Consider the following 22,369-nt stretch of genomic DNA (forward strand, 5'->3'; position numbering starts at 1 on the left):
TGTGAGCGATATTATAGTGCCAGCAATGGGAGAATCCATCACGGAAGGAACAATCTCCAAATGGCTTGTGAAGGAAGGGGATTCCGTAGGACAGGGAGATGTTCTTCTGGAGCTGGAAACGGATAAGGTTAATCTGGAAATTAGTGCGGAAGAAGCAGGTGTGGTCCAAAAAATCCTTCGTCAGGAGGGGGACACCGTGGTTATCGGTGAAGCTGTTGGCTTGATCGGAAGCGGCAGTGCGGAAGCAACCGGGGCCGGAGAAGCCGCAGCGACTCAAGCGCCTGAGGCGCCGTCTGCAGCAACTTCACCAGCTTCCGTAGAAAGCGGCGGTAAAGCAGTAGAAAAGCCTGCACCGCCAATTCCCTCCAATAGCGACGGGAATGGTCAGACGGCATCACCATCCGCCCGAAAGCTGGCGCGTGAGCGCGGGATTAATCTGGAGCAGGTACAGGGAAAGGACCCGCTCGGACGTGTGTTCCAGGAAGACGTAAAAACGCATAACAGTGCTGAAGCATCACGTACAGCATCTGTACCTTCGCCTCCTGCTGCTGGCAAGCCTGTGACTCCGTCCCCAGCTCATACAGAGTATAGTAAGCCTGTGGAGCGGCAACGGATGTCCCGTCGGAGAGCAACGATTGCCAAGCGTCTTGTGGAAGCACAACAAACAGCCGCCATGCTGACCACTTTTAATGAAGTGGATATGACTGCCATTCTCGATGTGCGTAAACGCCGTAAAGATAAGTTCAAAGAGAAGCACGATGTAGGGTTAGGTTTCATGTCCTTCTTTACGAAGGCAGTGGTTGGTGCGCTCAAGCGTTTCCCTATGGTGAATGCAGAAATCAATGGTGATGATATCGTACTGAAAAAATACTATGATATCGGGATTGCTGTATCTGCCAAGGAAGGTTTGGTCGTTCCCGTTGTCCGGGATGCTGATCGCCTTGGTTTTGCTGAAATTGAGAAGAGCATTGCGGATTTGGCTAGCAAAGCCCGCTCCAATTCTCTTTCGCTGGCAGACTTGCAAGGGGGAACTTTTACCATAACCAACGGAGGTATTTTCGGTTCCCTGCTGTCTACGCCAATACTGAATACGCCGCAAGTAGGTATTTTGGGCATGCATAAAATTCAGCTCCGCCCGATTGCCATCGACGAGGAACGTATGGAAAATCGTCCGATGATGTATATCGCGTTGTCCTACGACCACCGTATTATTGATGGTAGCGAGGCGGTTCGTTTTCTGGTAACGGTCAAAGAATTGCTGGAAGATCCCGAATCATTGTTGCTGGAAGGATAACATAAATCTGGCGAGTGTATCACCTCTGCACGTTCATGACAAAAGCAGGCTCTTGCGGGTCTGCTTTTTTTCCTGCATAGTACTAACATAAGGCTATAGACAGTACAGACATTCAGATACAGAGAAGGGCGGGAACTGTTTTGGACAAAGACTTGCGCTATCCGATTGGACCATTCGTGATTCCAGATACGATTACAGAAGAGCAACGGATCACATGGATTGACGACATTGCTGAATTGCCTGGAAAACTGCGTCAGGCGGTCGAAGGACTGAATGAACAGCAGCTCAATACGCCTTATCGCGAAGGGGGATGGACGATTCGGCAAGTTGTGCATCATTTGGCAGACAGTCATATGAATAGCTATATCCGTTTTAAGCTGGCGCTGACCGAGGATACACCGACAATCAAGCCCTATGATGAGGGGCGCTGGGCCGAAATACCAGATGCTAGGGAGCTTCCGCTGGAACCCTCGTTGCAACTGCTGGAGGGACTACATGAACGTTGGGTGACCATGTTGCGTTCGTTGGGGGAAGATCAGCTGCACCGAACATTTATTCATCCTGAATCAGGCCAGACGATCCGTCTGGAACGAAACATTGGCATCTATGCCTGGCATGGCAAACATCACACAGCTCATATTACTTCCCTGAAAGAACGAAATGCTTGGTGATTAATTCAGAAATGATACCATGTTGAAATATAAAGGAATACAAAAGAAACCTTTAAAGCACGATAAAAGTGACTTTAAAGGTTTCTTTTGTTAATTTCTCACTAGGATGATGACTTGGATGATGCTGATAAACTGGATGCTTCAGAGGCTCCAGACAAAATGGAAACAGAGGTCTCCCCTGTGTTAATATGACGGTCAAGCCAGTCCACGATATCATTCATTACCTCGTCGCGATTGGTTTCATGCAGCATCTCATGGCGACCGTCAGGATAGAGGCGATACTCCACGTCTTGAAGCTCTAGGCTTCTATACATATCCACTAGCGACAACACACCTTTGCCGAACAAGCCCACTGGATCACGATCCCCGGCAAAAATATAAACGGGTAGTTTGGGATTGATTTTTTTCAGCGATGAAGGCCAGTGGATTTCTTGCAAAAGCCTAAAAAAATCAAGAAAAAAGCCTGTCGTGCAAATAGCTCCGCATAATGGGTCGTGCACGAATTGATCTACTTCATCAGGATCACGAGACAGCCAGTCGAACGCTGTACGCACAGGGCGAAAGGCACGGTTAAAGCCGCCAAAGACCATAGCGTTGAGCAACATGCTGCGATGATCCATTCCCTGCAGTTTGGCTTGCAGCAGAGCAACCTGCTCTCCGAGTTTCAGCAGTCCACGCCGGCCATTGGTTCCTGATAAAATAAACCCGTGATACGACTGCTGATCATCATACATAACTTTTTGGGTTAAAAAGGACCCCATGCTGTGACCTAGTAAAAAACGAGGTTGATCAGGGAATTCCTTGGCCACAATTTCGCCTAGCTCCAGCATGCCTTTTGCCATTCGATTGAATGCATTTGCTCCCGGCATACCCAGCTTATCAGGATCACCAGCTGTGCGCCCATGGCCGATATGATCGTTAGCATACACACCGTAGCCAGAAGCAGTGAGCTTTTCAGCCAGCTGAATGTAGCGGTAGGACGTCTCACACATGCCATGCGAAACTTGAACGATCCCTTTGACGGGAACATCTTGCTCGGGCAGCCAGCGGTAGGCAAAAAGCTCTGTTCCGTCATCTTCAGCGATGGTGAAGGTGTATTCCCGCATGATCAGACATCACATCCTTTAAGCTTTAAGGAAGATAAGATCTAAGTACGGTCATTCCGTCATTTAGCGTGTAACCGCCGAGATTAGCGGGGAGTAGGAAGCAATCTCCTGCTTTACATGAAAGGGATTCCATATTATTGTCCCATGTTATGGTCCCACTGCCTTCGCAAACCACAAGAATAGTGAAGCTGTCTTCCGTTGTAGAAAGTGTCCAACTTCCATCTACAATACCCTTTTCTACAACAAAATACTCACAGGATGCCAGTTGGAGCCATTCTCCAGGCTGCAAGCCATCCGTTTTCATCGTTGTTGCGCCTGCACCTTCGTAGGAAGTTACATTAAGGGAGTCCTCGATGTGCAGCTCACGAGGTTTGCCGTCCAGACCGGGGCGGTTGTAGTCATATAAACGATAGGTCGTATCCGAATTTTGCTGGATTTCAGCAACAACAACACCCGCACACAGTGCATGTACGGTTCCAGCAGGAATGAAGAATGTATCGCCTGCTTCAACTGGAACCTGGCGCAAACTGCCCATGATATCTCCGCTCTCAAGAGCTGTACGCAGACTTTCACGAGTTACACCTTCGGTCAGACCATAAATAATTTTGGCATCCGGCTTGGCATCAAGCACATACCACATTTCAGTTTTTCCTAATTCTCCAGCTGGAAGTCCAGCGTAATCATCTGTGGGATGCACCTGAACCGATAAGTCATCATTACAATCCAGTAGCTTGATCAAAAGTGGAAAACGTCCGCCTTTTTTCGATACGCCCTTTGCCCCAAGCCAATCCTGTCCATAGGTCTGGCGAATTTCATCCAGTCCTTTTCCAGCCAGCTCGCCATTGATAACCGTTGTTGTTCCATTCGGATGATCGGCAATCATCCATCCTTCACCAATATGTCCTTCTGGTGGGGTCAGACCAAATTGTTCTAAGGCTCGTCCTCCCCAAACTCTCTCTTTGAACTCAGGTTGAAATTGCAGCGGGTATGGCTTTAGCATAGTTTCTCTCCTCCAAAATGAGTAATGACTACGATCTAACTGAATCAGGAAATCAAAACGTGCCGCTGGGCAATAAATCAGGATGGATAGGCCCATATGGCGCTAAAAATATATGTAAGGCGGCTAAAAAAGCAGCTCATTACCTAAATACGCGAGAATACCCCGACATTATTTCTTTTCAACGGCCACTACGTAAGGTGAAGCATCTCGTTGTAATTGACGGTAAATAATGCTTTGACCGCTGGAGACTGGAAGGGCAGAAGCCCATTGAAGGACGGCTTCTGCTTCTTCCCTGCCGCCGGCATGCCCAGGATATAATACGGCAGTCAGAATCCCACGTGGCCGCAGCAACTGCAAGGCAGCTTCAAGTGCGACGAGTGTGCTGTCTGTATGCGTGATGACCGTAGGATCAGCCCCTTCGGACGGCAAGTAGCCGAGGTTAAACATGACCGCAGCCACTTTGCCATGCAGCCGGTCTGGAATGGCCTGCTGCATTTGCTCATGGCCTTGCAGCAACAGTGATACTTCTGCTATTGAAGGGGAAGTGTCTTCTTCCAGCCGACGACGGGCGTAATCCAAGGCTTCCTGCTGGATATCGAAGCCGTAGACATGCCCCCGTTTGCCAGCTGCTTTAGCTAGAAACAACGTATCTGCGCCTGTGCCGACGGTGGCGTCTATAGCAGTATCGCCTGGCTGCACCCGCGCAGCTACCAATTGATGAGCATAGCTCAGAACAGACAGGAATCCCATTTAAGACTTCCTCCAGTATTTTCCCTGCCACGTTTCACGTGATTTCAGTTCATTATCAATGCCGTTCAGCACTTCCCATTTCTTAAGCGACCACATGGGACCCATCAGTAAATCGCGGGGGGCATCTCCGGTCAACCGATGAACGATCATTTCAGGGGGCAAAAACTCCAGCGTATCTACAATGAGCTTAATGTACTCGTCCTTTTCCAAAAAGCGTAGCAATCCTGCTTCGTACTGCTTGACCATCGGCGTTTTGCGCATGAGATGCAGCAGATGGATTTTGATGCCCTGCACATCCATAGCTGCTACTGCACGTCCTGTATCGAGCATCATTTCATGCGTCTCCAGGGGCAGACCATAAATAATATGGGCACACACACGGATATTTCGCTTACGCAGCTTTTCCACGGCATCCAGATAACATTGAGTATCATGAGCGCGATTAATCAGCTCAGAGGTCGATTCATGGACGGTTTGCAGCCCCATTTCGACCCACAAATACGTGCGTTCGTTCAGCTCGGCTAAATAATCCACGACATCATCAGGCAGGCAATCCGGACGTGTAGCGATGGACAGACCGACAACGCCGGGCTGCTCTAAAATAACCTCAAAGTATTCTCGCAGCTCTTCAACCGGGGCATATGTATTCGTGTAGGCTTGAAAATAGCCAATATATTTAGCGTTGGGCCATTTTAAATGCTGGCGGTCCCGAATCGTATTAAACTGGGTGACCAAATCATCACGGCGACGTCCGGCAAAATCACCTGATCCGCGTGCACTACAAAAGGTACAACCCCCTTTGGCGATGGAACCATCGCGATTTGGACAGGTAAAACCCGCATCCAGCATGACTTTAAATACTTTATTTTGAAATTGCTCGTGCATTTCGTAATTCCAGGTATGGAACCGTTTATCTCCCCACTGGAGAGGAGCAGGCAACAAATCTGTTTTCATGGGTGTACTCCTTTTTTTACGATCACCCTATTGTAACAAAATTCAATCTTAAATGGGAATCACTTGACCGAGAAAGTCATTAAAAAGTGCGGATTTTATGGCTTTCCGGATTGAAAAAGGTTACACAATATGTTATATTGTAAGCGGTGCCAGACATATGATAAAAGGACTGTTTTTATCCTGAAGATAAAAAGTTATCAGTCGCTAATGATTATTCTTCAGGGAGGCAGCTGTGCTGTTTCTATCGCCTGCTTTAGGGGAAGTGCACGTCGGTTCCATCACAAATAACCCGTGAGGTGATCTTTTATGGAAACGCAGGATAAGACGCGTATGGATAAAGTTACGGTTGAGTTGACCTTTGATGAGGCGTTAGCATTGACGGGTGTCCGTTTTGGACAGGATCGTCAGATTGGAACGTCTGCACGTCAAAAAATCAGAGCCGCTTGCCAAAAGACAATTGATTTTTCACCTGCTGATGGGGTAGACTATGAACAATTAAATTAGTTGGACCCCAATCCAAATATATTGAAAAAGGAATTTCATTTCCGTATCTTCAAGCGGGGGTGAAATTCCTTTTTCCTTGATAACAGAGTATATGGAGGAGTAACATGCGTTTACGCGGAAGAAAAGGAATACGTGAAAGTCTAGAAGAACAGCAAGATCTGGTCATCTTGGAACCATCACAGTATAAGGGGAAATGGCAGCAGCTTTTTGGTAATGATCGTCCCATTCATGTGGAATTTGGCATGGGTAAAGGGCAATTTATAAGCCAAATGAGCTACCGAAATCCAGAGGTTAACTATATCGGCTTTGATATGTATGATGAGCTGGTTCGCCGTGCTACTGAAAAATCCCGTCTGGCCTGGAGTGATTCAGAGGTTGTTACACCGCCTAATATCAAGTTGGCCCTGGCAAATATCGAACAGATCGAAAATGTTTTTGAACCAGGAGAAGTAGAACGCATTTATCTGAATTTTAGCGATCCCTGGCCTAAAGCCAAGCATGCACGCCGTCGTTTGACGCATCCGCGTTTTTTGGACAAGTACCGTCAGCTTTTGAACAGCAAAGGGCAAATTCATTTTAAGACGGACTCGGAGACACTGTTTGAGTTTTCTCTGAATTCATTCGCCGACAGCGGTCTGCAAATGACGAACATTTCGTTAAACCTTCATCGTGACGGAATCAATGAGGAGCATGTCATGACGGAATATGAACAGAAGTTTATGGGTAAAGGTATGAACATTCATCGTGTCGAGGTGTTGATTGGGAAAGACGCTTTGGCAGAGTACGAAAAAACACGGCTCGAAAAATACGGAAAGTAACCATAGACAAAAATAAATAAAGTAAACCAAACAGGGTGCTTCCTTTTAGGAAAGCACCCTGTTTGGTTCCAGTATATCCAAAATACTCTGTGCGCTCTGAAGAGGATAATATCGCGCTACATTATGGATGTGCTCTTGTCGCTTGCGAACGATTTCTGGAAAATCGTATAGCAGACGGTTCATCCATTTCACGACAACGTCCAGCGAAGTAATCGGTTCTCCGAAGCCTTGAGCCGTAAAATATTGACAATTTTCCTCCTCCTGTCCAGGGAGAGGCTTGTGAAACAGCATCGGAATCCCTTTGGCCAGCCCTTCGGTGCATGTCATTCCGCCAGGCTTGGTAATGAGTAGATTCGACACTTCCATTAATTTGTCGATTTCCCGTGTAAATCCAAAAATATGAATGTTTGAATGATTGAACCGAGGATCCAGCTCCATTTTACGACGAATTTTATCATTATGCCCCAAACAAAAAATAAATTGAATTTTTTCTCGCCAATCGGTAAGCGAACGATGTATGACTTCGTCGTTCATCAGGCCCCAGCCGCCGCCCATAACGAGTACCGTCGGGATGGATTTTAGCCCAAACTGTTCTCTGATTTCATCGTGCCCAGGATGTTCCCAAAAATTTGGATGAACCGGAATACCAGTTACCTGGATTTTCGATACGGAAACTCCGCGCGCGCGCAGCTTACGCATGACTTCAGGCGTAGACACAAAGTACCGGTCAACCTCGGGACTAATCCATGTACCATGTGCATCGTAGTCTGTAATGACGGTACACAGCGGTACATGTAAGCCTAAGCGCTTCAACCGTGAAATGACTGCGCTTGGGATAGGGTGAGTACATACCACCAAATCGGGACGAAGCTGCCGGAGAATATTTCGGGTCTGTGTGTAGAACAGACGGTGCAAAGCGAGCGTTGTAAGACGGTTTAATGACTTTTTGTATTGATGACGGTAAACCAATCCGACTAGGCGAGGCTGCGATACAACAGTCTTCTTGTATGCTGTAATAATAAGCGGGGCCATTCTCGGATTCAAAAAGCTCCCCAGCTCCAGCACTCTTGTCTGCACATCCGGAGAAAGCTTCCGCAAGCTGCTTGAGAGCGCATAGGCAGCTTGAGTATGTCCGGCACCGAAACCTTCCGATAATAATAACACTCGTTTTTTAGCCACTCTCATTTCACCTGTTCCTGCTGGGATGTTCTCAATCATACCATATCGGCTTTAAGGCCAGAATGCAACCGTTCCTATTGCGGCAGACGTTCCGATGACTGCTCCTGCAAGCACATCCGTGGGATAGTGAAGCCCCAAATAAATTCGGGAAAAACCTACAATTATCGCTACAGGCAGCAGCAATAGTGCTAGCATGGGTGACTGCAGCATAAAAGGAACGGTAGCTGAAAAAATAGCGGTCGTGTGCCCTGAGGGAAAAGAATGATCCGACAAGGGATTGCGGAATGTATTTGTGCCTGGTAGCGCCAAGTACGGACGTATCCGCGGGTACAGCTTTTTAACGATAGCTACAGGGATGTGACTGATCGCAAGAGCGATAGCTCCCTTCATGCCGGAGTCTTTCCATGGATACGGAGCAAGCCACCAAATAAGAAGCGTAGAGGCTATTGTAAAGGTAGCCCCGCCTAAATGTGTGAGATAATACAGCCAAAAGTTCAAAAAACGGTTGTGTAAGCGCCCGTTGATCCATTTGAACAATCGCTGCTCCAGACTTACAAGTTTTACGACTAGACGTTGCATTTGGTTTCCTCCGGTTGCCGGTTCAGGTCTGTCGGCAAATATTTTGAATCAATTTGACATTAATCAGGTCTAAGTAATTATTCTCTTGCTCTCATCATATTTTTAAACGCTATTCATTTCAAGAATCACCACTTACCTGGTTCAATTCTACACAAAAATGTTAATGGAATATAAGCTGTATTGTATAACTTTCTTTGCGTTCATCCGTCTAATAAGATAGAGTGGATAGAAGTGGTTGCTAATTGGCCCACAAAAAGGAGGGACCAAAGAAATAAAAAGTTAGCAAATGGATGAAAATAAGACCTAAGCGTCATGAATAAGAGGTCCAGCGCCGCATTCTCGGTTCAAACGGGAATTTGTCGTGTTTTTTTGCTGCTGAGACCCGTTTAGGGGCTTTGACAAAAGGTTGAAAACCAACGAAAATCGTAATGGCATTCCTGTGTCAGCCAAAAGGGGGCTGCACAGAGCCAAAGAAGAAAGCAAGGGTCGGGTCAAAAACTACAGAAAAGGCGCATAAAGCGCCGCAACTTGCGCTACACAGATAGAAAACAGACAAACGCAAGATTTTTAAAGGGGTATAAAAAGGGGGTAACAAGAGATCATGTTAGACGCTATTTTTGTGACGCTCCAGGTCATACTGGCGGTGATCGCAGTCTATCAGTTTGCATTCTCCTTGTTCGGATTGGTTCGTAAGAAAAGAAAAGTGCAGGCGGCTCCAGAAAAATCATTTGCTATTTTAGTCGCTGCCCACAATGAAGAACAAGTTGTCGGAGCATTGATGGAAAATTTAAAGGAGCTTGACTATCCAAAGGAACTGTACGACGTATTCGTAATCTGTGATAACTGCACAGATAAGACAGCGGACATCGTTCGTGCTCATGGCATGAATGCATGTGAACGTACGAATCCGAATTTGCGTGGTAAAGGCTACGCTATTGAGTGGATGCTCAAGGAGCTGTGGGCTATGCCGCGGCAATATGATGCCATTGTCATGTTTGATGCCGACAATTTGGCGCATACCAATTTCTTGAGCGAAATGAACAATGACTTGTGCTCAGGCGCCCGTGTCATCCAGGGGTATATTGATACTAAAAACCCTGAGGATTCCTGGATCACAGCAGCATACGGGGTATCTTATTGGTACATCAACCGTTTGTGGCAACTGTCACGTCACAACCTGAATATGGCTAATTTCCTTGGTGGTACAGGCATGTGCTTTGAAACAAATCTGCTCAAGGAAATGGGCTGGGGTGCAACAAGTCTGGTAGAGGATTTGGAATTCACCATGCGTTGTACACAACGCAACGTATACCCAAGATTTAATTACGATGCCAAGGTGTATGATGAGAAGCCGTTGACATTCAAAGCTTCTTCCAGACAGCGTCTGCGCTGGATGCAAGGTCACTTCACGGTTGCTCGTCGTTATTTCTTCCCATTGCTGTGGCAAAGTATCAAAGATAGAAGCCTGATTAAATTCGATATGGCTCTTTATGGTCTGAACGTGTATATCGTACTGTTTACCTTCTTGATGACAGTAGCGATGTGGGTAGATATTGTAATATTCGGTGGACCCAATATTGAAAATATCTACGTACAATTCCCTGCGTGGACTGGTTTTGTGGCCATAAGTTTGAATATTATCACCTTTTTGATTGCGATGATCTTGGAAAAGGTCACGTTCAAAAAAGTATACCTGTACTTGCTGCTGTTCCCAGTCTATCTGGTTTCGTGGTATCCGATTACGTTCTATGCATTCTTTACACAGAACAACAAGCAATGGAGCCACACCCAGCATACGCGTGTTGTTCGTCTGGAAGAGGTTCAGAGCAAGCAAGGTTAATGATTGTTGAAGCAAAACTATGTAACCTACAGAGGACGTGTACACCTAATTTTCATAAAAGTATTGACGCCTCTGTAGTAGCATGATATGATATTCGAGTATGTTAATTGAAAAGTATGGATTAACAAGCAGAAGGTCCGACTTCTCACCTGTCCGGTATTGCCGGCTGGTCATGATCCAATGATTTGTGAATTCAACTTTCATGATGAATTGAGTATCAGACAGGGATGTCGGCTGCATAGTCGTCATCCCTTTTTTGTGCTTAAACACAATACAACAATAACAGGTTCTGGAGGTGGAGGGTTATTAGTAAGGAACATATGATCAATGATGAGATTCGAGTGAGAGAAGTACGTCTAGTTGGTGCAAACGGGGAACAAATCGGGATTAAACCGACTCGTGAAGCTCTGCAAATGGCGATTGACGCAAACTTGGATCTCGTGAACGTGGCGCCTCAAGCGAAGCCGCCCGTGTGTCGGATTATGGATTACGGTAAATTCCGTTATGAGCAACAGAAGAAAGAAAAGGAAGCCCGTAAAAACCAGAAGATCGTTGACATCAAAGAGGTATGGTTCCGTTCCAACATCGAGGAACATGACTACCAGACCAAGTTTCGCAATGTGGTGAAGTTCCTGAATGAAGGGGACAAGGTGAAATGCTCCGTTCGTTTCCGTGGTCGTGAAATTACCCATGCTAATGTGGGACAAAAAATTCTCGAACGTGTAAAAACGGAAGTTGCTGATCTTTGTACCGTGGAGCGCCAACCCAAGCTCGAAGGACGCAGCATGATTATGATATTGGCTCCAAAGAGTCAATGACAAATTAAGGAGGAAGTTCAATGCCAAAAATGAAAACACATAGCAGCCTTAAAGGCCGCTTCAAAATTACCGGTACTGGTAAAGTGACTCGTTACAAAGCTTACAGAAACCACTTGCTTTCCCACAAATCCAAACGTGCAAAACGCGTTCTGGGTACTAACCCTGAGATGGCACCTGGGGACGTTAGACGTTTGAAACAAGGTCTTGCTAACCTGAAATAGTATAAGCACGGCAATAAATAAAGTATAAACATTATTTGGGAGGTCTTTTGATATGGCAAGAGTAAAGGGCGGATTCGTCGTTCGTCGTCGTCATAAAAAAGTATTGAAGCTTGCTAAAGGTTATTTTGGTTCCAAACACCGCATTTTTAAAACAGCTAACGAGCAGGTAATGAAATCGCTTGTTTACGCATACCGTGACCGTCGTCAGACGAAACGTAACTTCCGCAGATTGTGGATCGTGCGTATCAACGCAGCAGCTCGTTTGAATGGTTTGTCTTACAGCAAATTGATGCACGGTCTGAAATTGGCTGGTGTGGACATTAACCGTAAAATCTTGGCTGATCTTGCAGTCAATGATATTAATGCATTCAACTCTTTGGCAACTGTTGCTAAAGGTAAAATCAACGCTTAATTAAGGTGTAAAAACCGCGAAAGTGGTAACAAAGGTGTCCCGAGCAGTATGCTGTGTAGGGACGCCTTTTTTTGTACATACTTAACACTAAAAAAGATTTTGTTTTCTTCAAAATACGAATAAATATGACGTAAGATGGCAGAATGTATGGATTTCTTAATTTTGTAACGCTTACATTTTTGGAAATCTAAAAAAAATTGACCCAAGGTTATTAATTGGCTAGATTTTAGTCGATCATAATTGTATAATCTCTAAAGTAAGTCTTCTGTACGATCTGTCTCGTCAGTAAATGACATGAAAATGATGTGCATTTTCTAAAGAAAAGAGACAGTCCAGGGATCTAACACTAAGGGGGAACAGTATCAGCATGAAGAAATTGTTTAGTATGTCTTTGGTTATGCTGCTGGCGATCTCGGTTATTCTCGCAGGCTGCGGTAACAAAAATCAAGGTGCGTCCAACGCAAATGGTGGAGAAGCAGGCGGTTCTGCCAAAACATCAAATATCCAACTTGGCATGGTTACAGATGTGGGCGGAGTAAACGACAAATCGTTTAATCAATCTGCTTGGGAGGCACTTCAAGCTATTCAGAAAGAATCAGGCGTTAAAGCTAAATACTTGCAAAGTAAATCCGACCAAGATTATATTCCTAACCTGAATCAATTCGTTAAGGGTGATTTCAACCTGACTTGGGGAATCGGTTTTAATCTTGCGAATGCGATTGGACAAGTAGCCAAAGACAATCCGAACAAAAATTTGGCGATCATTGACAGTGTTGTGGATGCGCCTAACGTTAAATCGGTTGTATTTGCTGAAAATGAAGGTTCCTTCCTGGTAGGGGTTGTGGCTGGTAAACTTACTAAAACAAACAAAGTTGGTTTTGTGGGTGGACAAGACAGCCCGCTGATCAAACGTTTTGAAAAAGGATTTGAAGCAGGGGTAAAGGCTGTAAATCCAAAAGCACAACTGATTGTGAACTATACGGGTGCATTTGATAAGCCGGATCTTGGTAAAGCTGCTGCAGCAACGATCTACAATGATGGTGCGGACATTATTTTCCATGCAGCTGGCGGATCAGGAACAGGCGTATTTAACGAAGCACTCGCACGTAAGCAGCAAGGTCAGCAAGTATGGGTTATCGGCGTAGATAAAGACCAATCACTTGAGTTTGGTGACGGAGTAACATTAACTTCGATGGTAAAACGCGTAGATGAAGCAGTAAAACGTGTATCCCAAGAAGTAATTGACGGTAAGTTTAAGGGCGGTGTCGAAACACTGGCTCTGAAGGATAACGGAATTGGATTGGCAGATACATCTTCGAAAAACGTTCCTAAAGATGTGCTTGATCTTGTAGAACAATACAAGCAAAAAATCATTAAAGGCGAGATTAAAGTTCCTTCGAAATAAGCTAGACTGAAGAACATAGAGGTAGCGACAAGGCTGGTTCATAAGACTAGCCTTGTTCTTACGTCTGGAGTTATAAGATTATAATGGTCAAAATCAGCTCATTGGAGCACATACTATAAAGTGTATAAGGGTGATCTCATGGATGCAGCGACCCCCGTCGTTGAGTTAAAGCAAATTACAAAACGATTCCCCGGCATCGTTGCCAACGACTCCATCAGCATCAAGCTGCATAAGGGAGAAATTCATGCCCTTTTGGGTGAGAATGGCGCGGGTAAATCTACGCTTATGAATATTCTTTTCGGACTATATCAGCCGGATGAAGGGACCATTGAAATGGGAGGAAACCCCGTACAGATTGATAGTCCTAATAAGGCAATTGATCTGGGGATCGGCATGGTACATCAGCATTTTAAGCTTGTACAGCCGTTTACCGTAACCGAAAATATTGTCCTGGGTTCGGAGCCACGTAAGGGTCTGAAAATCAATTATAAAAAGGCTGCCGCAGAAGTACAGCGGTTATCTGAGCAATATGGACTTCAGGTGAATCCGAATGCCAAAATTGAGGATATATCTGTGGGTATGCAGCAACGTGTGGAAATTATCAAGACACTCTATCGTGGTGCAGATATTCTGATTTTCGATGAGCCAACCGCGGTGCTGACACCACAGGAAATTTCTGAGTTGCTGGACATTATGAAGCGCTTAGTCGCTGAAGGCAAATCAATCATTCTTATCACGCATAAGCTCAAAGAAATTATGCAAATTGCCGATACGGTTACGATCATTCGCCGAGGTAAAGTTATTGATACGGTCAAAACCTCTGAAACAACACCGAATGAGCTGGCGGAGAAAATGGTAGGCCGCCGTGTGTCCTTTAAAGTGGATAAGAAGCTTGCTCAACCAGGACAAACTGTACTGGAAATGAACAATGTAATCTCTAAAAATAAGGATGGCATTCATGTTCTGAATGAATTGAACCTGCAGGTTAAGGCCGGCGAGATTTTGGGGATTGCTGGGGTGGACGGCAATGGACAGAGTGAGCTGATTGAAGCCTTGACAGGATTGCGCAAGGTGGATAGCGGAAGTATCCGTTTGCTCGGAAAAGAACTGACAAACCAGCCACCGCGCAAAATTTCAGAGGCAGGCGTTTCACATATACCGGAGGATCGCCATAAGCATGGATTGGTGCTCGATTTTTCCATGAGTGAAAATATGGTGCTGGAGACGTATTATCAGGCACCTTACAGTAAAAACGGCTTTTTGAACAAGGACGCTATAGAAAAACAGGCAAAAAGCCTTATTGAGAAGTTTGATGTAAGAACACCAGATATTCATACCAAGGCAAGAGCGTTATCTGGTGGGAATCAGCAAAAGGCTATTATAGCGCGTGAAATTGATAAAAACCCAGACCTTCTCATCGCAGCTCAGCCTACACGCGGACTGGATGTTGGGGCTATTGAGTTTGTCCAAGAACAATTGATTGCCCAGCGGGATCAAGGTAAAGCGGTACTGCTTATTTCATTTGAGTTGGACGAGATTATGAATGTATCCGATCGAATTGCTGTTATTTATGAGGGCAAGATTGTCGGGGAAGTGCTGCCTGAAGAAACGAATGACCAGGAACTGGGACTCATGATGGCAGGAAGTGCAGTGAAGAAAGGAGTAGAGAATGGCTAACCTATTGAAAGTATTCACAAAAGACTCCTTTGTTCTGGCACTGGTCTCTATTGTTTTTGGCCTCATTCTGGGTGCTATCGTGATGTTGATTGGCGGGTATGACCCTATTGTGGCGTACTCTGCATTGTTTAGCCGTGTGTACGGAGACACCTACAACTTTGGCGAAGCGATCCGTGAGATGACTCCTTTAATTCTAACGGGATTGGCATTTGCTTTTGCGGCTCGTGCCGGGTTGTTTAATATTGGCGGCGAAGGTCAGTTTCTGGTCGGTATGACAGCTGCTTCGATTGTGGGCATCAAACTTCATGGGTTGCCTGCTATCATTCATGCACCGCTAGCTGTGATTGCAGGAGCCGTTTTCGGAGGCTTATGGGCTGCGATTGCTGGCTATTTGAAGGCCAAACGAGGCGTTAACGAAGTTATTACATGTATTATGATGAACTGGATCGGACTGTATTTGGCTAATTTGGTGATTAATCAGTTCGCACTTTTGGAAGGGGAAAATCGCTCTGTAGATATCCAACCTTCCGCTTCTATTTCCATTGATTGGCTGTCCCAGATGATGGGGAATGCTCGGGTTCATTGGGGCACCGTTATTGCTGTGCTGGCGGCAGTGTTTTTCTATATTTTCATGTGGAAAACAAAGCAGGGCTATGAGCTTCGGGCTGTCGGATTTAACGAGGATGCATCTCGCTATGCAGGTATGAATGTAAATCGTAATATTATAAAAGCGATGTTTATTAGTGGTGTTTTTGCTGGATTGGCTGGTGCCTTTGAGGTGTTGGGGGTTTTCCATTATCAATCTGTTATGGCAGGATCACCGGGAACCGGCTTTGACGGCATCGCTGTGTCTTTGATCGGGATGAATAATCCGTTCGGTGTACTGCTCGGCTCTGTTTTGTTCGGGACGCTTACGTATGGTTCTGCAGGGATGAGCTTTAGCGCGGATGTACCACCAGAAATTATCCGGGTAGTTATTGGCTCGATTATTTTCTTTATTGCCGCCCAAGGTATTGTGCGTTGGGTTGTAAAGCCGCTGTATTCCAAGCGGAAGAAAGAGAAGGTGTTGTAAAATGAGTTGGTTAACACTTGGTGAATTAATCCATACGACGCTCGTTTTTGCGACGGCGATTATTTTTGCGTCTCTTGGCGGAGTTTTTTCGGAAAAATCCGGTGTAACGAATCTCGGGTTGGAAGGACTTATGGTATTTGGCGCATTTGCGGCAGGTGTCGGCGGATTTTATGCCGAGCAAGCGGGATTAGGAGGCACCTCTGCGGCCTGGGTAGGTGTACTGTCAGCTGCGGTGTTTGGTATTCTGGTTTCGCTAATTCATGCTGTAGCCTCCATTACGTTCAAGGCCGATCAGGTAATCAGCGGGATTGTCATTAACTTTCTGGCAGCAGGTAGTACACTGTATATGGTTAAGCTGCTATTTGAGGGTGATGGTGACACCGGCCGGATTCAAGGCTTTAACGAGATATCCATCCCTTATCTAGTGGATATTCCGATTGCAGGAAAAGCATTTTTCCAAGCCTATCCAACCACATATCTAGCTATTCTATTGGTTATTATTGGCTACTTTACTTTGTATAAAACACCGTTTGGCTTGCGTTTGCGTTCAGTAGGAGAGCATCCAGGTGCGGCCGATACAGTGGGGATCAAAGTCAATCGCCTTCGTTATATCGGTGTTATGATTAGTGGTGCGTTGGCTGGGATTGGTGGGGCTACAATCACTTTGACTACGACCAATATGTTTTCACATAATACGGTTTCAGGGCAGGGTTATATTGCTATTGCCGCTATGATTTTCGGTAAATGGAATCCGCTCGGAGCTTTTGGCGCGGCAGTGTTTTTCGGTTTTTCACAAGCGATTCGCAACTATGTACAGCTGTTTGCATGGTCGCAAAGTATTCCCCAGGAAATTATTTTTATGTTGCCGTATCTCTTGACGATTATTGTGCTGGTAGCGGCAGTTGGACGTTCACGCGCTCCAGCCGCTTTGGGTCAACTGTACGATCCAAGCAAGCGTTAATAACTACCTATACGGCTGAATGTTTTTGGCTAGACGCATTAGTATATTTGAAAAACTGGTATCTGCATGTGCAGGTACCAGTTTTTTTATGTTGTGCAGGCATTTAAACATACGCTTCAGGCATGAATGGAATAGACTGTGCTATGCAGATTGGACGGACGCTCGGCCCCTGTCAGCTCAGTCTATTTTGTGGTGGTGGTGAGCTATCAAGGAGCCGTTCAATCTGTCCATCCGTTGAGAAAGAAGGAGGAAATACGATGAAACAGGCAATAACCAGAAAGCAGGTGGAGAAGCTTGTCGGTAAGGTCATCTTCGCCACACGTAAGGATGGCTCCCGGGTCAGTGGTAAGCTGATTCGCATTTCGGGTAACCGACTAATTCTTCAACCCAACCGTAAGAAGAAAGTAAACACGAAAGCGATTATTCCGCTGGTGCTTTTTGATTTGCTAGCCATTGGCACAGCTCCATACGTTGGTGCCTACGCTGGCTACGGTCCAGGTTATGGAGGACCAGGTTATGGTCCGCAGTATGGAGCGTATACAGACGGGGGATATCCCGGAGTAGGCTATCCGTTTTACCCCAACTTTTTTTAGTTCTACAACATCACGAACCCGAAAATTATAATTTTCAAAGCGACTTTTCGAGTTCGTGGCATCGGCTTAGAGCTACGTAACGCATCATGTGGTATCGATGACGTAAATAAAAATGGATCCCTCGCACGTTGTCTTCGTCCACCATCACCTTAGCTCGCTTGCAGCGTCGCAATCGGCCGTATTGTTCGGCACACTCCAGCAACTTTTTTCCGTATCTTTTACCTTGATGAGCCGAAGCGATTGCAATCAAATCAATGTATAAAAGTTCTCCGTGCAGCATAACATGAATGAAGCCAACAACCTGTGCATTATCCGGTCTGCAAGCTACAAAAGTGATGCCCCGGTTTAAGCGCCGGGGTAATTCTTTTCGTATTTGATCCATCTCTTGGAGACTTAAATGCGATAGGGGGACAAGCTCTTGCTCGATTAGACGAAAGATCATTTTGTCATCTTGGGCGCAACGTTTGCGAATCATAAACAGGCCTCCTTTTTTACCCTTTTAGCAAGATATGTCATGGCTTTGGAGGTGTACAAAGTCTCTCTGTGCGGTCTTTTTTATATTATGCGGATACCTCTTATAAGCGTGCGGCTCAGAGGTGCTAAAGCAGAGAAACATAAATTTTTATGAAATCTGGGTATTGACTATCCCAGATGAGGGACATATAATGTGTCTAAACATTTGAAAGAATGACATGAACACAACGGCAATGAAGAGGACGAAGTGATTAGGGCTCTTTTGTTCAGAGAGTGAGGCATTAGCTGCAAGCTTCACCAAAATCCCTTTTTAACGAGCTCACCTCGGAGCTGTTTTCCTGAAAAGTATTTGGGCCCATGAGCTTAACGGTGCACTGAATCGCCTATTAGGGAAAATCGTACGGTCTACGTTACAGACGCCAGATATGGAGATCCTTTGTGATTTCTGTACCTGCCAAGGTTCGATATTGCGAAATATCGGGCAAACACGGGTGGTACCACGGAAGCTACAGCCTTTCGTCCCTCAGCAACAGTAAGTCTGTTCTAGGGATGAAAGGTTTTTTTGTATTTACAAATGTAAGCTGTATGTGAATTTTGTAAAGGAGGATGACCAATGAGTGCACAAATTCCTGAAGTTAGGTCAACCGATGAATTACGTGAAAAGTGGATGAAACCTGAGGTGATTACGGGTTCGGAAATTTTACTCCGTAGCCTTTTGCTGGAGGGAGTAGAGTGTGTCTTCGGATATCCTGGTGGTGCAGTGCTTTATATCTACGATGCCATGTACGGCTTCAAGGATTTCAAGCATGTCCTCACTCGTCACGAGCAGGGAGCTATTCATGCGGCAGATGGTTATGCACGGGCAAGCGGTAAAGTTGGTGTCTGTATCGCGACTTCCGGACCTGGAGCGACAAACCTGGTAACTGGGATAGCGACAGCTTTTATGGATTCGGTGCCGTTGGTGGTCATCACGGGTAACGTTATATCTTCCCTGATCGGTACAGATGCTTTCCAGGAAGCTGATATCACGGGAATTACAATGCCGATTACGAAGCACAGCTATTTGGTGAGAGACGTAGAGGAGCTGCCGCGAATCATCCATGAGGCATTTCATATTGCCAACACAGGTAGAAAAGGACCGGTACTGATTGATATTCCAAAGGATATCTCCGCAGCCCAGACATTGTTTGTCCCACAAACGGAACCTGTGACCATGCGGGGTTACAACCCGAAAGTGTTGCCCAACAAGATTCAACTAGACAAGCTAACTCAAGCTATTGCCGAAGCAGAACGTCCATTTATCCTAGCAGGTGGAGGAGTTGTTTACTCCGGTGGACATGAAGCACTTTACGAATTTGTTCGTAAAACGGAAATTCCAATTGCGACAACCTTGCTTGGATTGGGAGGATTCCCAAGTGGACATGAACTTTGGACAGGGATGCCGGGAATGCACGGAACATACACCTCTAACCAGGCGATCCAACAATCAGATCTGCTGATCTGTATCGGTGCCCGTTTTGATGATCGGGTGACAGGCAAGTTGGATGGATTTGCTCCTCAAGCCAAAATCGTACACATCGATATCGACCCTGCTGAAATTGGAAAAAATGTGGCTGCGGATATTCCAATTGTAGGTGACGTGAAGGCAGTATTAGAACTGCTGAACCAGGATGTGAAACGCGCAGACCTGGCGGATGCATGGAGAGCGAAAATTCAGCAATGGAAGGCCGAGAAGCCTTTTTCTTATAAGGATTCGGAAACAGTGCTTAAACCACAATGGGTTATCGAATTGTTGGATCAAACGACCAAGGGCGGAGCAATCGTTACGACGGACGTGGGACAGCACCAAATGTGGGCCGCACAGTATTACAAATTCAATCAGCCGCGCTCATGGGTCACCTCTGGTGGACTGGGTACGATGGGATTTGGTTTCCCTTCTGCGATCGGCGCTCAAATGGCCAATCCTGACAGATTAGTAATATCGATTAACGGAGACGGCGGTATGCAGATGTGTTCGCAGGAGCTAGCCATTTGTGCTATCAATAACATTCCGGTCAAAATCGTAATTATCAACAACCAGGTACTTGGAATGGTTCGCCAGTGGCAAGAACTGATCTATGACAATCGGTACAGTCACATTGACCTGGCTGGAAGCCCGGATTTTGTGAAATTGGCCGAAGCATACGGTGTCAAAGGACTGCGTGCTACGAACAAGGAAGAAGCACGTCGGGCTTGGCAGGAGGCGCTTGATACACCCGGACCGGTCGTTGTCGAGTTTGTAGTCAGCAAGGAAGAGAATGTATATCCGATGGTGACGCAAGGTTCGACCATTGATCAAATGCTGATGGGGGACGAGTAAAATGACGACAAAAAATACCATTGCTGTACTGGTAAATGATCATCCCGGCGTTTTGCAACGTGTGTCTGGACTATTTGGCCGCCGTGGCTTTAACATTGAGAGCATCACCGTAGGTCAATCGGAGGAAGCTGGATTATCCCGTATGGTCATTGTGACTGTAGGGGATGAGAACAACCTGGAGCAGATTGAAAAGCAGCTTTACAAGCTGGTTGATGTAATCAAGGTCATCGATCTTAGTTCCAAGCCAATGGTTGCTCGGGAATTGGCGATGATTAAGGTGAAGGCTGAACCGCCTCAGCGGCCAGAAATTATGGGCGTGGTAGAAACGTTCAGAGCAGCTGTCATTGATGTTGGAACGACAAGCTTGATTGTTCAGGTCATTGGCGATACTGAAAAAATCGATGCGATGATCGAGTTGTTGAAGCCTTACGGTATTCGCGAGTTGACCCGAACCGGGGTTACAGCTATGATACGTGGAAATGCATAATATAAAGCTTTAACGATTTACCGCTTATAGCGCATTACACCATTAAAGAATCGCCCGCATAAGAGCGGGTGCTCGAAGAGATTTTTAAATGCCATTCGGAGGCAAAGTCTCTTGGACTACCCGCTCATTATGAAGGGTCCAATTAAAAGGAGGAAATTAACCATGGCAGTTACAACGTACTACGAAAAAGATGCAGAACTCAGCGTATTGAAAGGAAAGACGGTGGCCGTTATCGGTTACGGTAGCCAAGGACATGCTCAAGCACAAAACTTGCGTGACAGTGGTGTGAATGTTGTTATTGGTTTGCGTGAAGGCAAATCAGCTGATGTCGCAAGAAACGACGGTTTTGAAGTTCTGAACGTAGCTGATGCAACAAGCCGTGCAGATGTGGTTCAAATTTTGTTGCCTGATGAAACTCAAGCTTCTGTTTACAAAAATGAAATTGAACCTAATCTGAAAAAAGGCGCAGCACTTTTGTTCTCCCATGGTTTTAATGTTCATTTTGGACAAATCGTAGCTCCTAAAGATAGCGATGTATTGCTGGTTGCTCCAAAATCCCCAGGACATATGGTACGTCGTACCTATGTAGAAGGGTTTGGTGTACCAGGATTGATCGCAATTGAACAGGACGCAACAGGTCAAGCCAAAGAAATCGGTCTTGCTTATGCAAAAGGCATTGGCTGTACACGTGCGGGCGTAATTGAAACCTCCTTCCGTGAAGAAACGGAAACGGATCTGTTCGGTGAGCAGGCGGTATTGTGTGGCGGTGTGAGCGCACTTGTAAAAGCGGGCTTTGAAACATTGACTGAAGCAGGATATGCTCCTGAGATGGCATACTTCGAATGCTTGCATGAGCTTAAGCTGATCGTTGACCTGATGTATGAAGGTGGATTGGCAACTATGCGTGATTCCATCAGTAATACAGCGGAATATGGCGATTATGTAACTGGACCACGTGTGGTAACAGAAGATACAAAGAAAGCTATGAAGGATGTATTGACTGACATTCAACAAGGTAAATTTGCTCGTGACTTCATCCTTGAAAACCAATCTGGACGTGCATTCCTGACGGCTACTCGCCGTAATGAAGCTAACCATCCGATTGAAGTGGTGGGCGGACAATTGCGTGAAATGATGCATTGGATCAAAAAGTAATAACCTTTTGTACTATAAGCTCGACATCATGAATTATTTA

General features: G+C 45.7%; 23 protein-coding genes. 16 read left to right on the top strand and 7 right to left on the bottom strand.

The window, feature by feature from the left end; all coding sequences use genetic code 11:
- The first annotated feature begins 1 nt into the window (after position 1).
- Positions 2-1,294 carry a 2-oxoglutarate dehydrogenase complex dihydrolipoyllysine-residue succinyltransferase gene (odhB, locus tag FKV70_RS02810; protein ID WP_142611772.1) on the top strand — a complete coding sequence of 431 codons (1,293 nt, stop codon included), beginning with the start codon at positions 2-4 and terminating at the stop codon, positions 1,292-1,294.
- A gap of 140 nt (positions 1,295-1,434) precedes the next feature.
- A complete protein-coding gene (locus tag FKV70_RS02815; RefSeq protein ID WP_142611773.1) occupies positions 1,435-1,965 on the top strand; it encodes a YfiT family bacillithiol transferase in 531 nt (176 codons plus the stop codon).
- Between the two features lie 101 nt (positions 1,966-2,066).
- Here the strand turns inward: FKV70_RS02815 and FKV70_RS02820 are convergent, their stop codons facing one another.
- From FKV70_RS02820 to mnmL, 4 genes are all read right to left on the bottom strand, one after another.
- Positions 2,067-3,071, bottom strand: coding sequence for an alpha/beta fold hydrolase (locus tag FKV70_RS02820; protein ID WP_142611774.1), 1,005 nt, complete (start codon positions 3,069-3,071; stop codon positions 2,067-2,069).
- A 25-nt stretch (positions 3,072-3,096) separates the two neighbouring features.
- Positions 3,097-4,071 (bottom strand): type I phosphomannose isomerase catalytic subunit, encoded by a 975-nt coding sequence (locus FKV70_RS02825; protein WP_063209954.1) that lies wholly within the window; start codon positions 4,069-4,071, stop codon positions 3,097-3,099.
- A 168-nt stretch (positions 4,072-4,239) separates the two neighbouring features.
- Positions 4,240-4,821, bottom strand: a complete 582-nt coding sequence (gene mnmM, locus FKV70_RS02830; RefSeq protein ID WP_063209953.1) for a tRNA 5-(aminomethyl)-2-thiouridylate-methyltransferase MnmM — start codon at positions 4,819-4,821, stop codon at positions 4,240-4,242.
- Entirely contained in the window at positions 4,822-5,775 is a 954-nt protein-coding gene (gene mnmL / locus FKV70_RS02835) for a tRNA modification radical SAM protein MnmL/YtqA (protein WP_064795332.1), read from the bottom strand.
- 306 nt (positions 5,776-6,081) lie between these two features.
- Here mnmL and FKV70_RS02840 point away from each other — a divergent pair, with 306 nt between their 5' ends.
- Together FKV70_RS02840 and trmB are read left to right on the top strand one after the other, a co-directional pair.
- Positions 6,082-6,279, top strand: a complete 198-nt coding sequence (locus FKV70_RS02840) for a hypothetical protein (RefSeq protein ID WP_063209951.1) — start codon at positions 6,082-6,084, stop codon at positions 6,277-6,279.
- 104 nt (positions 6,280-6,383) lie between these two features.
- Complete coding sequence (gene trmB / locus FKV70_RS02845; RefSeq protein WP_063209950.1) at positions 6,384-7,097, top strand: tRNA (guanosine(46)-N7)-methyltransferase TrmB; 714 nt, start codon at positions 6,384-6,386, stop codon at positions 7,095-7,097.
- Positions 7,098-7,142: 45 nt separating this feature from the next.
- Here the strand turns inward: trmB and FKV70_RS02850 are convergent, their stop codons facing one another.
- A complete protein-coding gene (locus FKV70_RS02850) occupies positions 7,143-8,276 on the bottom strand; it encodes an MGDG synthase family glycosyltransferase (protein WP_419866075.1) in 1,134 nt (377 codons plus the stop codon).
- Between the two features lie 51 nt (positions 8,277-8,327).
- Positions 8,328-8,855 carry a phosphatase PAP2 family protein gene (locus FKV70_RS02855; protein ID WP_063209948.1) on the bottom strand — a complete coding sequence of 176 codons (528 nt, stop codon included), beginning with the start codon at positions 8,853-8,855 and terminating at the stop codon, positions 8,328-8,330.
- Between the two features lie 601 nt (positions 8,856-9,456).
- Between FKV70_RS02855 and FKV70_RS02860 the strand changes: the two genes are divergently transcribed.
- From FKV70_RS02860 to FKV70_RS02900, 9 genes are all read left to right on the top strand, one after another.
- Positions 9,457-10,695: a glycosyltransferase family 2 protein gene (locus FKV70_RS02860; protein WP_063209947.1), complete on the top strand. Its 1,239-nt coding sequence runs from the start codon at positions 9,457-9,459 to the stop codon at positions 10,693-10,695.
- 320 nt (positions 10,696-11,015) lie between these two features.
- On the top strand, positions 11,016-11,513 hold the full coding sequence (gene infC / locus FKV70_RS02865; protein ID WP_007429515.1) for a translation initiation factor IF-3: 498 nt from the start codon (positions 11,016-11,018) through the stop codon (positions 11,511-11,513).
- 20 nt (positions 11,514-11,533) lie between these two features.
- Positions 11,534-11,734, top strand: a complete 201-nt coding sequence (gene rpmI / locus FKV70_RS02870) for a 50S ribosomal protein L35 (RefSeq protein WP_007429516.1) — start codon at positions 11,534-11,536, stop codon at positions 11,732-11,734.
- Positions 11,735-11,786: 52 nt separating this feature from the next.
- Complete coding sequence (gene rplT, locus FKV70_RS02875; protein WP_007429517.1) at positions 11,787-12,146, top strand: 50S ribosomal protein L20; 360 nt, start codon at positions 11,787-11,789, stop codon at positions 12,144-12,146.
- Between the two features lie 367 nt (positions 12,147-12,513).
- Positions 12,514-13,551 carry a BMP family lipoprotein gene (locus tag FKV70_RS02880; protein WP_063209946.1) on the top strand — a complete coding sequence of 346 codons (1,038 nt, stop codon included), beginning with the start codon at positions 12,514-12,516 and terminating at the stop codon, positions 13,549-13,551.
- A gap of 138 nt (positions 13,552-13,689) precedes the next feature.
- Positions 13,690-15,228 carry an ABC transporter ATP-binding protein gene (locus FKV70_RS02885; RefSeq protein ID WP_063209986.1) on the top strand — a complete coding sequence of 513 codons (1,539 nt, stop codon included), beginning with the start codon at positions 13,690-13,692 and terminating at the stop codon, positions 15,226-15,228.
- Positions 15,221-16,300, top strand: a complete 1,080-nt coding sequence (locus tag FKV70_RS02890) for an ABC transporter permease (protein ID WP_063209945.1) — start codon at positions 15,221-15,223, stop codon at positions 16,298-16,300. Before FKV70_RS02885 ends, FKV70_RS02890 begins: the two co-directional genes overlap by 8 nt.
- Before the next feature lies 1 nt (position 16,301).
- Positions 16,302-17,261: an ABC transporter permease gene (locus FKV70_RS02895; protein WP_010349245.1), complete on the top strand. Its 960-nt coding sequence runs from the start codon at positions 16,302-16,304 to the stop codon at positions 17,259-17,261.
- Positions 17,262-17,518: 257 nt separating this feature from the next.
- Positions 17,519-17,854, top strand: a complete 336-nt coding sequence (locus FKV70_RS02900; protein ID WP_063209943.1) for a hypothetical protein — start codon at positions 17,519-17,521, stop codon at positions 17,852-17,854.
- A 34-nt stretch (positions 17,855-17,888) separates the two neighbouring features.
- Here FKV70_RS02900 and FKV70_RS02905 read toward each other — a convergent pair whose 3' ends face one another.
- Entirely contained in the window at positions 17,889-18,329 is a 441-nt protein-coding gene (locus tag FKV70_RS02905) for a GNAT family N-acetyltransferase (protein ID WP_063209942.1), read from the bottom strand.
- 612 nt (positions 18,330-18,941) lie between these two features.
- On the opposite strand from FKV70_RS02905, the gene ilvB reads away from it, so the two are divergent.
- From ilvB to ilvC, 3 genes are all read left to right on the top strand, one after another.
- Positions 18,942-20,687, top strand: a complete 1,746-nt coding sequence (gene ilvB, locus FKV70_RS02910; RefSeq protein WP_142611775.1) for a biosynthetic-type acetolactate synthase large subunit — start codon at positions 18,942-18,944, stop codon at positions 20,685-20,687.
- Between the two features lies 1 nt (position 20,688).
- Complete coding sequence (gene ilvN / locus FKV70_RS02915; protein ID WP_016820552.1) at positions 20,689-21,174, top strand: acetolactate synthase small subunit; 486 nt, start codon at positions 20,689-20,691, stop codon at positions 21,172-21,174.
- Between the two features lie 162 nt (positions 21,175-21,336).
- Complete coding sequence (gene ilvC / locus FKV70_RS02920) at positions 21,337-22,329, top strand: ketol-acid reductoisomerase (RefSeq protein WP_013309387.1); 993 nt, start codon at positions 21,337-21,339, stop codon at positions 22,327-22,329.
- Positions 22,330-22,369 lie beyond the last annotated feature (40 nt).

Source organism: Paenibacillus ottowii, assembly GCF_006874425.1.
Classification (GTDB): domain Bacteria; phylum Bacillota; class Bacilli; order Paenibacillales; family Paenibacillaceae; genus Paenibacillus; species Paenibacillus ottowii.